Genomic DNA, 12,656 nt, shown 5'->3' on the forward strand with positions numbered 1-12,656 from the left:
TAGCGCCGCATCTGTTGTTCTCCTCCAAAGCCGGAAAAACAGTCAGCACAGAGCAACAGAACGTACAACCCTCACTTCAAGCTCTCAGGTCTTAACTGACGACACGCCGTAAGAGGTTTCCTCTTAACTCCGGTCTTCTACATTTTTAGATTGCGAACCATTTCTCGATAAAAACCAATAAAATCTCGAATTGTTAATATTATTTCTGTATAAAATTGTTTTATGTCTTTAATTCTCATTAATAACAGAGGAGAAATCAAATGTATATTATTGTAACTTCCATATGGCAGTTATGCAACAGCATTTTTTGATACTATTAACCATGCTTGTTTTCGGATGGACAAGGTTCCGCATGGAAAACTACTTCTGAGGAGCTTAAAAAATCGTCTGACAGTGAGCCCATTATGATTCCTTATCGACGCAGGGAACTGCTTTTGTGCGCTTCCATCCTCGCAACAGGGCTGGGAATCTCTGCGAAAGCAGAAGCCCAGACAGCGACCAGTACGCATCATCGTGTGTCCTCACATGGTGCGTCTGTTCCTAAAAAGAGCGCGACTAAAACTGCCAGCAAAACTGAAGCCGGACCGTCTGTAACGGCTGCTACAACAGCTCCTTCTACCGTGGCAGCGAGGGCACCTGCCCCCGCCTTTACAGCTCAGAACCGTCATAATCGCGCTCTTGACTCCATTGAAACCGGGCGTGCGGAAACGGTGGTTGTGACGGGATCTGCACTGAGCACCTCCAACAACCAGAACGCCAATCCGGTGCAGATCATAAGCAGCAAGCAGATCGAACAGACAGGAGCCACCACGCTTGGTGACTATCTGCAACGTTTGCCTTCGATCGGCTCGCAAGGAACGACGAACAGTCAGACCAACGGTACGGATGGTGTCAGTTGCACGGATATTCGTAATCTGGGTCAGCAGCGTGTCCTGGTGCTGGTTGATGGCAAGCGTGCCGCCATTAACGGTGAGTCCAGCTGTTTCGACATGAACACCATCAATATCCATCAGGTGGCCAGTGTTGAAATCCTGAAGGATGGTGGCTCTGAACTGTATGGTGCCGATGCTGTTTCCGGCGTCATCAACATCAAGCTGAAGCATAACCTGAGCGACGGTAACATTACGGTCCGTGGTGGTATCACGGATGTGGGTGACGGCCAGACCGGCATGATCTCCGGCTACAAGGGCTGGAATTTCGATCATGGCAAGGGCAACGTTACGGTTTCCGGCTCTTACATGACACAAAGCGGCATCAAGCAGAAAAACCGCTCCTGGGCGACGCCTGTCCAGCAGAATGACTCCTCCGATGCTTCTGCCCTTACCTATGGCTCAGGTTATCCGACGGCAGGCCGTTTCATCGGTGCGACCAGCGGCAACGACATGATCGCGAACAGCAACGGGACGCTGAGTTCATTCACGAGCGCGGATCGCTACAACTATGGCAACGACCAGTCCCTGACGAACTCCCTTCAGGACGCGACGCTGTCATTCGATGCGCATTATGACATCAACAGTCATTTTACGCCGTACCTGAACTTCAACTATAGTCACCGTAATTCGTCGACCACGATGGCGCCGGAGCCAGTGTCGGGTAGTATCTATCCGTCCACATTGCCTACAACGCTTTATATTCCGGCAAACGACCCGTACAATACGTCTGGTGAAGACCAGTACATGTACAAGCGCATGGGCGAGTGGGGTGACCGCCGCACTGAAACTGCCTCTGATACCTATACTGGCATTGCCGGTGTCAAGGGTGAAATCACTCATGGCTGGAACTATGACCTGTCCTACACCTATGGCTGGAACCAGGTTTCAAACCAGGTCGAGGGCGTCGGCAATTACACCAAGCTTCTGGAAACATACGGCCTGCGTCAGGTTACGCCGGGTGATTCCAGCAGTGCGCTTGTCTACGATCCGTCTGTCTGCAATGCATCCGCGGGATGTGTGCTGTCCAACCCGTATGAGAAGCTTTCTTCGGCAGCTGCGGCCTATTCCAACTACACCACGCATGAGAACTACTACTACCAGATGCGTGACCTGAACCTGCGTATTAACAACAACCATGTTGTTCACATGCCGTGGGCGAATGGTGGCGATCTCGGTATCGCGCTGGGTATGGAACACCGTGGCGAACAACTCGCCTATCATCCGGATCCGCTGGTCGAAGCCGGTGAGACGCTGACCAACTCCGCCTCCTACACGGGTGGTGGGTTCAACGTCACGGAAGGGTATCTTGAAGGCAAGGCTACGCTGCTGCATAACGCGTTCCTCGCGAAGGATCTGACGATTGACGGTCAGGGCCGGTATTCGTCCTACAACACGTTCGGCGGCACGAAGAACTGGAAGGTCTCCATCAACTGGGCGCCGATCCAGGACATCCGCTTCCGTGCGACGCTCGGCACCTCCTACCGTCAGCCGAATGTGTATGAACTGTATGGCGGTCAGTCTCTCGGCTATGCATCCGCGACGGATCCCTGTGACTCCGTGCAGGCGGCCACCTATGGCGCCAAGGCTGCGACCGTGGCCGCAAACTGCGCCAAGCAGGGTATCAACACGTCCACATTCAGCTCCACCTATTCCGGCCAGACCCCGACCATTTATGGTGGTAGCAGCACCCTCAAACCTGAGACGGGTCGGACCTATACCTTTGGTACGGTGATTACCCCGCGCTGGATTCCGGGTCTCTCGGCATCTGTCGAATACTGGCACTACACGCTCAAGAACATGATCTCATACCTGCCTACGCAGTACATCATGGATGAGTGCTACACGGGAGCTGATACATCGTATTGCAGTGATATCACGCGCAATTCGAGCACGGGTCAGCTCAACTCCGTTTCGGCGTTGTACCAGAATATCGGCGGCCTGAAGACAAGCGGTATCGACTTCGACCTCGATTACCGTATCCGCATCACATCTCATGACGTGCTGACGCTGTCCAACAACTTCCAGCAGCTCGTCAGCTATCTTCAGCAGTATGAGCCCGGTGGTTCATGGTACAACTATGCGGGACGCATGCTTTATCAATCCGGTTACGGTATGCCGCGTGTTCGTGACTATGCCACGGTTGGCTGGCAGCATGGCGCTATCGGCTTCACCTACATGATGAACTATATCGGTGGCATGCGCTGGAACGACGGCACCGAGGATCTGACACGTGCCAACGGCTACGGTCGTACCAGCACCCCGGGGATCTTCTCCCACGATGTGACGGTAACGTATCGTTGGAACCGCTGGAACTTCCAGGGTGGCGTGAACAATCTCCTCGACAAGAAGCCACCTTTCGTTGCCAGCGCAACGGATAACAGCGCTTCTGCGCTGTATGGTAGTCTTTATATGGGGCGTTACGTCTTCCTGCAGGCTGGCGTGAATTTCTGAGATCATTTTCTGGCCAGAACAAAAAAGGGCAGCTCTTACGAGCTGCCCTTTTTTAGGCTCCGTTGCCAAAAATTTTTCAGCTTGGCGATTCTTTGGCTACGACCTGTTTGATGAGTGGAGATGGCCGTCATCGGTCTGGCATGGTAGATTTTACCAATTGCTGACACTATCGTCGTTGAGGCTGACGTTCAGGAGCGCAGATGAGATGAAGCATGATGCTGGCGATATTATTGGTTTCCATCACGTCGCTATAATCGCATCTGATTATCAGCGCTCCCGAGCGTTTTATGTTGATGTGCTGGGTTTTAAGGTCATCGCTGAAAATTTTCGCGCCGAGCGTAATTCATGGAAGTGTGATCTTCAGGTCGGTGATGCCCAGATTGAGCTCTTTTCCTTTCCGCAGGCTCCCCCTCGGGTTTCGCGACCAGAAGCCTGTGGACTGCGCCATCTCGCATTCCGTGTTCAGGATATTGCCCAGGTCGTGCAACGTTTAGAGGGGCACGGAATTGTCTCGGAGCCAATTCGCACAGACCCCTATACGGGACGCCGGTTCACGTTTTTCGCGGATCCGGATGATCTTCCGCTCGAACTCTATGAAATATGAGCGATCCCTGATTGCGGCGGCCACGGTAGGGCAGCCCTGGGGTTGATCTGGCTCGTGTCGCCGCCATGCTTTCAAGCGTGTGAATTAATTATCCAGACTGAAATTTACCGTTGTCTGGTGATGATGCTCAACTACGGGAACGCCTTTTACGGTCGCTGGGGCATATCGCTGTCGCCGACAGTGATCGAGTGCACTTGCGTTGAATTCAGGGTTTGTACTGGAAACTACCTGACAGTTCACCGTATGCCCGGTTTTATCAATATCAAACATCATCTTGACCTGGCCTGTGGCATTTTCCCTGACCAGTTTTTCCGGATACACAGGTCCGTTTTTCATAAACTGTGGAGGATTGGATTTCGTTTCCTGGCCGCAGGCTATACCTGGCGCTGCCAATACAGCTATCAACAATAGAAAATGCTTCAAATTCGCCTCCTGCGCATCGTTCTTCATTCAGGATGATACATTTCCATCGTTTGTGATAGCTATGGTTACAATTTCCTGACTTGAGTAGACGTCATCCTGTCTCAGTGGCGCGTCCATGGCGGAAGAAACCTACCCAGAGGCCGGATGCGATATTGGTGGACCTTTCCTCGCCGAGGATGCGGATGCAGCGGCCGATTTTCGTCATTCTTGTGATTATTCGCGTCGTATGGTTCTGGATCGTGAAGCTCTGAAGGCGGAATGGGCTTCGTGCTGCGCTCATCAACTGGAATGGACATGATCTGCCCTCCTGCAAAACGATTCAAGCGCTCTGCAAGCCCGGGGTTCACCTGAGACAAAAAGAAACCCGGCTTTCACCGGGCTTCTTTCAGTTTATCCGATTGGGAGGTTCCTGCATGGGTGGAGGATCTTCACTCGGTGGCGGATATGGATTGGGCTGTGGCGGGTCGGGTGGCATTGGTGGCGGGGGATTGGGCAGCTCACTGGCACTTTGAGGGTAGAGCATCATCATCTCCATTGCAGGGGTGACAATGCTTCAAAGCTGTTTTGGAACGGCGGTTTGCTCGCAGCAAAAAGAAAGCCGGCCGACTGCCCGATTTGGGACGATGAAGTCCCTTTCGCGGGATCATAGTCCTTTTCAACCTCCTCATCTTCTTCCGGAGGCTCGTCTATGATCGGGCTCTTGTCGGGATAGGGATCGAAAGGCTCTCTTTCGCTTGGAGAACCGGGAGCTTTTGTCGGATTGATGGGCGTGTTGCCGGATTGAGCGAACATGGTCGCCTCCTGTTGTCCAGCGATTCAAATCCCTACCCCGTAGCTGGTTCGATATACACAAAAACAAACCCAATCAGCGTCGGGCTGTCAGCCAGCCGAACTGGTACGAAGATGTTCCTCTTCAAGGATCAGTCTTTCGATTCTTCTGCGCACATGAATCGCTTCTGCATCCGTCACGAAGTTGGGCTCATCGCAGGCTCGTGTCTGATCGAGGCAGGGTTCAATGACATTGAGAACACGCACGTCCTCGGCAATCACATCCCTGTTCCGGCTGGCATATTGTTCCGAAATGTCTTCGGAACCCGTGGCAAAATCACGCAGGATGGCGAAATGATAATGCGTGGTCGTATCCGTTTCCGGAGTAATTCCGTGAAGGAACGCCAGTTGACCCATACTGTCCTGCACATGCCCTTCTTCGTCACAGGAAACGATTTCAGATCCGGCTGCCACGACCAGTGAAACTCCAAACAGTTCTGCCTGGCTCCTGATCCCCATGGTGCTTCCAATCTCGGGAAAGAAGACGGTCATGGCATCTGGCGTGGGAAAAGCTTTCAAAGGATGGTGAAAACAGAGACGCGTTGGTTCTGCGAGCATTGAACAGGCCTTTGCCGGGCCATCCTCACAGCTCCGAATGCCCAGGCTTGCAGGGTGCGTGAAGCTGATATGCGACTGGTCGAACAGGTTCTCCAGCACGATCTGGGACCTTGCCTCAACATGACAGGTGCCTGTTCCGAACAGGAGTTTCTCTGTGCCATGCGAAAAAAGGGAAGTCGTGTCCGGCAGGCGGCTCATGTCTGCGGGCGTTTCCAGATCCGCCCAGATCCAGACGAACGGTTTCTGTTCGACGACAGGGAAAGATTTCAGATCCATGACTTTGGGAATATGCTTCTGAAAGGGGAGACTGACGCACTGGCCTGACGTCTCAAAAACCGCCCCATGATAAGGGCAGATCAGGTGCTCCCTGTCCTGATGATCTGCGCATAGTGGCATCTGACGGTGTGGGCACAGGGCTTTCAATGCTCGTACGTCCCCGCCTGAAGTCCGCAGCAACAGAATATCCTGCCCAAGCAACCGTCGTCTCAGAGGGGTAGTGGTGATCTCCGAACTCCAGCCGGCAATGTACCACTGCTGGCGCGGATAGGGCTGTGTAGCGGCGGAAAATGGATAGACCGGCATCATGAGTGGAAACGTCTCCCGAGAATTCTTCCCGGATACCGGAGCGATATGAACAGAGAGTAAAATCAGGACGTTTTTCCGGTCCTGATTTAAAATTTGAATGGAAGCACTCTACGATCATTCCCCAGTCACTGACACCTTGAGCAGCAGTAAAGTGTTGCTGGAAAGCTGGACATCCTGTTCCCCAGGTTCCACTCTTTTCACGCAAAGGAGAGCACAGCATGCGACACGATCGTGACGATGATGAAAACGGCATCGGCTCGGAAATCCAGGAACTGATGTCCGAGCTGCAGAATGATGCAGAACGCCTGAGCACTGCGACCGAAAAATCAGGTGCGCCAGATGAGATCAAGCACATGGTTGCAGCGCTGGCCGACAAGATTGATGGGCTGGCTTCACTGGTTCGGTAAGGAATGGTGGTTTCCTTCACAGCGCTTCGATTGCTTCCCCCTCGGTATCGTGTCGGTGTTTATTGTGCCGATGACTGATGCGAACGAATGAAATCGATGAACGCGCGCAGCGGCGGTGGCAGTTGGCGGCGGCCGGAATAATAAAGCATGGGCCCCGAAAAAGGTGCGGCCCAGTCGTCCAGCACAATCTCAAGCGCACCGCTGAGGATGTGAGGAGCCAGCCAGTCTTCAAACAGACAGATGATACCCAGACCTGCCAGAGCAGTTTCAACCAGCAGATCGCAGGCCGATCCGGGTTGGACCAGTAAGGACCCTGGAGGATCGAGGCGAATAACCTCTCCGTCCTTTTCGAACTCCCACATGGCTGGCGCTCCACCGGCGAAACGAAGACGCAGACAGGCGTGTTCCAGCAACTCGCTCGGGTGTTGAGGACGTCCCTTCGCAGACAGATAGGATGGCGCGGCCGCAGTAAGAACGCGCTGAGTGGCAGGCCCGATGGGGATCGCGATCATGTCCTGTTCCAGACGTTCCTCATAACGGATGCCTGCGTCCGCGCCAGAAGCAAGAATATCGACAAAACTGTCCTCTACCGTCACGTCCACACGGATTTGTGGATGAGCGATCAGAAAAGGCGACAGAATACCCGGCAGTACAGTCCGGGCGACATTGGCCGGCACGTTGAGGCGGATGGTGCCCGCAAGCTGGTCGGTTTGTGCATGGACCGTATCGAGTGCGGCGCTGATCTCGGCCAGAGCTGGTGAAAGCCGTTCGAACAGTCGGGCGCCCGTTTCAGTAAGTGAAATGCTGCGTGTGCTGCGATGAAGCAGGCGTGTACCAAGGCGGGTTTCCAGCCGCCGCAGAGCTTCGCTCAGGCCGGATGCTGAAAGACCCGAAACACGCGCCGCCTCCCGGAAACCGCCTGCCCGCGCAATCGCAACGAAGACTGAAAGATCATCAAGCTCGAAAGACATTGTGCGATTTTCCGTACGGGCCGTTCAGGATTGAGCAGCTTATCGATCATTCGAGCGCCGTCCATGTTTGGTGTGCCCCCTTATCCAGGAGATACCAATGAGCAGTCAGGCCAATGCAGGAACTTTTATACTCGGCGACCGCGTCGTGAACCGCATGGGGTACGGGGCGATGCAGCTTGCCGGCCCTGGTGTCTTCGGGCCACCGCGGGACCATGAAGCCGCTATTGCTGTACTGCGAGCGGCGGTCGAAGCCGGCGTCAATCATATCGATACCAGCGATTTTTACGGCCCGCATGTCACGAACCAGATCATCCGGGAGGTCCTGCACCCTTATGGCGATGACCTCGTGATCGTAACCAAGGTCGGCGCGGTGCGTGGCGAGGATGCATCATGGCAGCCCGCCCAGAGCGCGGAAGACCTGACCAGAGCCGTACATGACAATCTGCGCAATCTGGGGCTGGACCGGCTTGAGGTAGTCAATCTGCGACTGATGGGGGACATCTTTGCACCTAAAGAAGGCTCGCTGGCGGAGCCGTTTTCGGCACTCGCTGCGCTGCGTGAACAGGGGCTCATCCGTCATCTCGGTCTCAGCAATGCAACGGCTGCCCAGGTCGCTGAAGCGCAGACGATCGCCCCAGTTGTCTGCGTGCAGAACCATTATAACCTCGTCCACAGGAAGGATGATGCGCTGATCGACGCGCTGGCTTCACAGGGCGTGGCCTATGTGCCGTTCTTTCCCCTGGGTGGGTTCAGCCCCATCCAGTCCGATGCCCTGTCCCGAGTTGCAGCAGATATCGGGGCTACACCGTTACAGGTCGCTCTGGCATGGCTGTTGGCTCGCTCCTCCAATCTGCTCCTCATCCCGGGAACTTCGAATCTTCGTCACCTGTCGGAAAACCTGGCAGCAGCAGAGCTGGAACTCCCCGAGGATGCTCGCGTGCGTCTTGACGCCATCGCTTAACGCGGGAAGCCGCCCTCTTCGGATGGCCGGGTTACTGTCTGCGGTATAAAACGCAACCAGAGCCACCCGATCAGAGCCGACAAGGTTGAACCGGCGAAGATTCCCATCTTCGCCGGGGTCATAAGATCTGATCCGGAAAATGCCAGATTTGCTACAAACAGGCTGATCGTGAAGCCAATGCCGCACAGCAGCGAAAGACCGAACAGCATTCCGGTTGAGGTGCCGGCTGGAAGCATGGCGACCTTCAGCCGGATCGAGAGCAGTGTTGCGCCAAATACCCCGACAGGCTTGCCAATCATCAGTCCCAGTATGATCCCGAGCGGAACAGCTTCCAGCATCATGTCCGGTTTGATGCCGGCCACTGAAATGCCCACGTTCATGAAACCAAAAAGTGGCAGGACGATCCAGGTGACGAAGGGTGTGACCGCAGATGAAACCCGATTGAGAGGGGCAGCCCCTCTCGCGTCCCCTGCGGGCAGGCACAGACCGGCGATGACCCCCGCGAGTGTGGGGTGTAGCCCGGAATCCAGAAGCGTAGTCCAGAGCAGAACGCCGCCCGACCCATAAGCCCAGAGTGTTCTGATCCCTGCCCTGTTCGCTCCAATCAATGCGGCCGTGACAAGTACAACCGCGAGCAGTGCGGGCCAGTACAGAGCGCTGCCATAAAACAGGGCGATCACCACAATCCCCAGTACGTCATCGAAAATGGCAAGTGCCATCAGCCAGGCTCGTGCTCCGGGCGAGACACGCCGTCCAAGCGCAAGGATGATCGGCAGGGTGAAAGCCGCATCCGTTGCAACAGGAATGGCCCAGCCAAACGTTGCTTCCGGGTGTCCCCCTGTCACCAGCAGATATGTCAGTGCCGGCACCACCATCCCACCCACTGCTCCAATCAGTGGCAGAGCGACACGTCGGAGTGATGAGAGATGTCCGTAGACAATTTCCTTTTTGATTTCGAGAATGACCACCAGAAAGAACAGGGTCATCAGCCCGTCAGAAACCCATGCGGCGATATTGTCGGGACCCCGCTTTCCAAGAAAGGGAAATTTCAGCGGGAGTGTCGTCAGGGTTCTATAGCCCGCCGCCCATGGCGAATTGGCCAGAACAAACCCGGCAATAGACGCAAGCAGGAGAAAGGATGCTCCACCGGCGGAAGATTTCAGGAAGCGTCTGACATGGGCAGTGGCCGGAACAAAAGGTGCGGTCATTCGCTGTTGTCGAACGGGATAGCCTTCAACACAAGCTTTTCAAAGAATGAGGTGTAAGCAGCCAAGATTGCCGCATATCCCTATCCGCCAGCACTGGCTCGATACGCCTAACCCAACTCAGGAGACGGCATGGCTCTGCCACAGATGGGAACATTACGACTGGGGTATGAATGGGGTAGGCTATGCCCAAGCAAACGGGCCAAGCAGTCGTTTATGTAGGGGGAAATGGCTAAAAACAGCCAGTCAGGATGGTGGGCGCGACAGGGATTGAACCTGTGACCCCTGCCGTGTGAAGGCCGATTAGTTTAAATTATAACTAGCTGATATAATTGGTTTTTTTGTCGGGGATAAGTCGTTCTATCTGTTTTTTTGCATAATGTTTTACTCTCCCTTTTAGGGAAACAGGGGCTGTGTTGATTTCCCTGACCTTTCGCATTTGGCTGGAGCCTTCAAAACAGTCTTACTGATCTCCTTATCGGATGGGGCAAAAGGAATTTGAAGGACTGGTCCTTCGTTTATTGGCCGTGGTCAGGCGGTGTGACTTCCTCTTCGTGACCTTTTTGAAGCTTTGATAGTGATGTCGGATTCGACCTCGTAAAGCCATGAGATGAAGACGTAGGCCTGTCTTTCACCGGCATTTTGGTGTCCTATGACTTCGATATCGACCTCGGATCCGCTTTTGGCCGTTGGAACGCCGATGACTTGTAAGGCGATGCTTCCCTGGTAAAACTACAGAAATGACTGATCGTGCCCCGTCGTCTCCCAAACCAATCATCCGCAAGGCGGAATGCAGCAAGTGCGGTGGGGTACGCAACTGCGACATCCACGGCAAGCATACGGAGAGCTACCACGAGGAGCATTTTTGGTGTCAGACGGTCTGGTATATCTTGGAATGTCGGGGTTGCGAGAACGTGTTTGTGGAAACTGTAGACACAAATTCAGAAGAATACGATCATAAATACTCTCTAGACGGCTCTGGTGAGATGACCACAACAATGATCGAGACCATCAAATACTGGCCAGCGCTTTCTCAGAGAAAAAAACCAGAGTGGATGTCAGAATATGGCTTTTATGCGGAGAATATGGGAGTTTTACGTGCAGCTCTCATAGAGCTTTATGGCGCACTCAATAATGATTTAAGGATGCTGGCGGCTATCGGTATCCGAACCGCATATGACATTGCCAGTGAATTACTCGGGATTGATCCGACTCTTGGCTTCGGCGAAAAGTTGGATGCTCTAGTGGACGAAAAGCATATTGGTCCGTTGGACAAAGACCGGCTCAAGGTGATTGTTGACGCCGGAAGCGCGTCGGCTCATCGCGGATGGCTGCCTGATCTGGTAGATCTGGCAACAATGATGGATGTCCTAGAGCACTTCATAAATGAGGCATTTATTGCGCCGGCCCAACGTAAAAGGCTGAACGAAGAGGCCCTTAAAGTGAAGGGAATGGTCCCACCGAAGCCTCCTCGAAGGAAGAAGAAAGGCAGAGGCGAATGAGTTGTATTGAGAATGGATCTTTAAAAGCGGCACAAACCGCTCTTACGACATGATAGATACTTACAAAACTCTAAGGATGACGTAACGGAGGGCGGGGTTGATGTAATTTATTCTGGCATAATAATAAATATGCCATATTTTTTTTGAAGGGTAATTGATGATTAAAGGGGTTGACTATATAATTTCTTCGATATTTATAATCCAAAATGAATTATGACTTCTCGAAAATATCTCCTACCGACTTTGAAGATCTTGCACGGGACCTACTTGGGCGAGAATTACGATTGCGGTTCGAGGCCTTCACCGCGGGCCGGGATGATGGAATAGATGGTCGGTATGCCTCGGTTGGCGGCACGATTATCTTACAGGCGAAACGTTACCAAAGATCGGGTTTTGCTCAACTCAAGGCCGTTATGAAAAAAGAGCGGCAGGTGGTCGATGCACTTCAGGCAAAACGCTATATTTTAGTGACATCGACTGGTCTAACGCCAAATAATAAGGCTATTCTTTCAGAAATTATTGGCCCCTCCCTCCAAAGCATAGAAGATATTTGGGGACCTGAAGATCTTAATGCCTTGCTTCGAAAATATCCAGATGTAGAGAGGATGCATCCCGAACTGTGGATGTCTAGTGCTGGAGTTTTGCAAACCCTGATAAATAATTCTGTTGATCTATCCATGTCAAAACAAAGTGGCCCAACTTTATTGCAAAGTATTTCTAAAGCTGATGAATGTGTGCTTAATGAGATAATAAATATGTTTAACAAAAATAATGGTTTGCATTTCATCCGTGAATTCGCTTTTGGCGATTCATTTGAATCCTCATCTCTTAACGGCGTTAGTTGTTTTGTATATGATCAGAGACCTGAAAAATATTTTTCAGATCGTAAAATTGAGGGTCTACGTTTAGATTTACTTTCGGTATCTAAAGATTTTCTTTCCTTTCTGAACGCGAATGTTTCTCAAACTGCCGATCCTGGACGCTTGAATGTACGCATAGATCTACGTCGTCAGAACCAAACCCGATATGTCGAAATAATCGATACTTTGAATAAGAAAGCGACAATTGTTTTCGAGGCGTATAAAAAGCTCGTCTGTGAAGCAAAGTGTCGAATGCCTTAAGTCACGTTGACAAAAGAGCTGATCCAGAGCCTTGCGGCGGCGATATTGAGGAAACTCATGAATGACAAGGCGGTCTTGTCGTAACGGGTTGCGATGCGGCGCATCTGC

The 12,656-nt window shown here is 52.7% G+C and carries 12 protein-coding genes and 1 pseudogene; 7 read left to right on the plus strand and 6 right to left on the minus strand.

Annotated elements, in window-relative coordinates:
- Window positions 1-404 precede the first annotated feature (404 nt).
- Together HKD27_RS15865 and HKD27_RS15870 are read left to right on the plus strand one after the other, a co-directional pair.
- Complete coding sequence (locus tag HKD27_RS15865; protein WP_062497957.1) at window positions 405-3,383, plus strand: TonB-dependent receptor domain-containing protein; 2,979 nt, start codon at window positions 405-407, stop codon at window positions 3,381-3,383.
- 205 nt (window positions 3,384-3,588) lie between these two features.
- Window positions 3,589-3,987, plus strand: a complete 399-nt coding sequence (locus HKD27_RS15870; protein WP_194690182.1) for a VOC family protein — start codon at window positions 3,589-3,591, stop codon at window positions 3,985-3,987.
- An 84-nt stretch (window positions 3,988-4,071) separates the two neighbouring features.
- On the opposite strand, the gene HKD27_RS15875 is transcribed toward HKD27_RS15870, so the two are convergent.
- The gene (locus HKD27_RS15875; RefSeq protein WP_194690181.1) at window positions 4,072-4,437 is read right to left on the minus strand and encodes an energy transducer TonB; all 366 of its coding nucleotides are present in this window, start codon (window positions 4,435-4,437) and stop codon (window positions 4,072-4,074) included.
- Between the two features lie 88 nt (window positions 4,438-4,525).
- Between HKD27_RS15875 and HKD27_RS15880 the strand changes: the two genes are divergently transcribed.
- Window positions 4,526-4,708 (plus strand): hypothetical protein, encoded by a 183-nt coding sequence (locus HKD27_RS15880; RefSeq protein WP_194690180.1) that lies wholly within the window; start codon window positions 4,526-4,528, stop codon window positions 4,706-4,708.
- A gap of 227 nt (window positions 4,709-4,935) precedes the next feature.
- Here the strand turns inward: HKD27_RS15880 and HKD27_RS15885 are convergent, their stop codons facing one another.
- The 3 genes and pseudogenes from HKD27_RS15885 to HKD27_RS16555 form a co-directional block, all read right to left on the minus strand.
- Entirely contained in the window at window positions 4,936-5,202 is a 267-nt protein-coding gene (locus HKD27_RS15885) for a hypothetical protein (protein WP_194690183.1), read from the minus strand.
- Window positions 5,203-5,289: 87 nt separating this feature from the next.
- Window positions 5,290-6,072: an aromatic ring-hydroxylating dioxygenase subunit alpha gene (locus HKD27_RS15890; RefSeq protein ID WP_228518600.1), complete on the minus strand. Its 783-nt coding sequence runs from the start codon at window positions 6,070-6,072 to the stop codon at window positions 5,290-5,292.
- A gap of 15 nt (window positions 6,073-6,087) precedes the next feature.
- Window positions 6,088-6,381: pseudogene (locus tag HKD27_RS16555) on the minus strand (Rieske 2Fe-2S domain-containing protein); the annotation flags it as partial.
- 218 nt (window positions 6,382-6,599) lie between these two features.
- Between HKD27_RS16555 and HKD27_RS15895 the strand changes: the two are divergent.
- Window positions 6,600-6,788, plus strand: a complete 189-nt coding sequence (locus HKD27_RS15895) for a hypothetical protein (protein ID WP_194690178.1) — start codon at window positions 6,600-6,602, stop codon at window positions 6,786-6,788.
- A gap of 59 nt (window positions 6,789-6,847) precedes the next feature.
- Here the strand turns inward: HKD27_RS15895 and HKD27_RS15900 are convergent, their stop codons facing one another.
- On the minus strand, window positions 6,848-7,759 hold the full coding sequence (locus HKD27_RS15900; RefSeq protein ID WP_194690177.1) for a LysR family transcriptional regulator: 912 nt from the start codon (window positions 7,757-7,759) through the stop codon (window positions 6,848-6,850).
- Between the two features lie 97 nt (window positions 7,760-7,856).
- On the opposite strand from HKD27_RS15900, the gene HKD27_RS15905 reads away from it, so the two are divergent.
- Window positions 7,857-8,720, plus strand: a complete 864-nt coding sequence (locus HKD27_RS15905; protein WP_194690176.1) for an aldo/keto reductase family oxidoreductase — start codon at window positions 7,857-7,859, stop codon at window positions 8,718-8,720.
- On the opposite strand, the gene nhaA is transcribed toward HKD27_RS15905, so the two are convergent.
- Window positions 8,717-9,928 carry a Na+/H+ antiporter NhaA gene (nhaA, locus tag HKD27_RS15910; RefSeq protein WP_194690175.1) on the minus strand — a complete coding sequence of 404 codons (1,212 nt, stop codon included), beginning with the start codon at window positions 9,926-9,928 and terminating at the stop codon, window positions 8,717-8,719. The two genes, HKD27_RS15905 and nhaA, sit on opposite strands and share 4 nt — an antisense overlap.
- A gap of 737 nt (window positions 9,929-10,665) precedes the next feature.
- On the opposite strand from nhaA, the gene HKD27_RS15915 reads away from it, so the two are divergent.
- Together HKD27_RS15915 and HKD27_RS15920 are read left to right on the plus strand one after the other, a co-directional pair.
- A complete protein-coding gene (locus HKD27_RS15915; protein WP_194690174.1) occupies window positions 10,666-11,427 on the plus strand; it encodes a DUF4145 domain-containing protein in 762 nt (253 codons plus the stop codon).
- A gap of 206 nt (window positions 11,428-11,633) precedes the next feature.
- Window positions 11,634-12,548, plus strand: a complete 915-nt coding sequence (locus HKD27_RS15920) for a restriction endonuclease (RefSeq protein ID WP_194690173.1) — start codon at window positions 11,634-11,636, stop codon at window positions 12,546-12,548.
- The last annotated feature ends 108 nt before the right edge of the window (window positions 12,549-12,656 follow it).

Source organism: Gluconobacter sp. R75690 (genome assembly GCF_015244525.1).
GTDB lineage: Bacteria > Pseudomonadota > Alphaproteobacteria > Acetobacterales > Acetobacteraceae > Gluconobacter > Gluconobacter potus.

Bases quoted from the DNA above. Each gene is read 5' to 3' on its own strand.
- HKD27_RS15870 (WP_194690182.1), top strand. From the start codon at position 3,589: ATGAAGCATGATGCTGGCGATATTATTGGTTTCCATCACGTCGCTATA.
- HKD27_RS15885 (WP_194690183.1), bottom strand. From the start codon at position 5,202: ATGTTCGCTCAATCCGGCAACACGCCCATCAATCCGACAAAAGCTCCC.
- HKD27_RS15895 (WP_194690178.1), top strand. From the start codon at position 6,600: ATGCGACACGATCGTGACGATGATGAAAACGGCATCGGCTCGGAAATC.
- nhaA (WP_194690175.1), bottom strand. From the start codon at position 9,928: ATGACCGCACCTTTTGTTCCGGCCACTGCCCATGTCAGACGCTTCCTG.
- HKD27_RS15915 (WP_194690174.1), top strand. From the start codon at position 10,666: ATGACTGATCGTGCCCCGTCGTCTCCCAAACCAATCATCCGCAAGGCG.
- HKD27_RS15890 (WP_228518600.1), bottom strand. From the start codon at position 6,072: ATGGATCTGAAATCTTTCCCTGTCGTCGAACAGAAACCGTTCGTCTGG.
- HKD27_RS15920 (WP_194690173.1), top strand. From the start codon at position 11,634: ATGAATTATGACTTCTCGAAAATATCTCCTACCGACTTTGAAGATCTT.
- HKD27_RS15900 (WP_194690177.1), bottom strand. From the start codon at position 7,759: ATGTCTTTCGAGCTTGATGATCTTTCAGTCTTCGTTGCGATTGCGCGG.
- HKD27_RS15905 (WP_194690176.1), top strand. From the start codon at position 7,857: ATGAGCAGTCAGGCCAATGCAGGAACTTTTATACTCGGCGACCGCGTC.
- HKD27_RS15865 (WP_062497957.1), top strand. From the start codon at position 405: ATGATTCCTTATCGACGCAGGGAACTGCTTTTGTGCGCTTCCATCCTC.
- HKD27_RS15875 (WP_194690181.1), bottom strand. From the start codon at position 4,437: ATGAAGAACGATGCGCAGGAGGCGAATTTGAAGCATTTTCTATTGTTG.
- HKD27_RS15880 (WP_194690180.1), top strand. From the start codon at position 4,526: ATGGCGGAAGAAACCTACCCAGAGGCCGGATGCGATATTGGTGGACCT.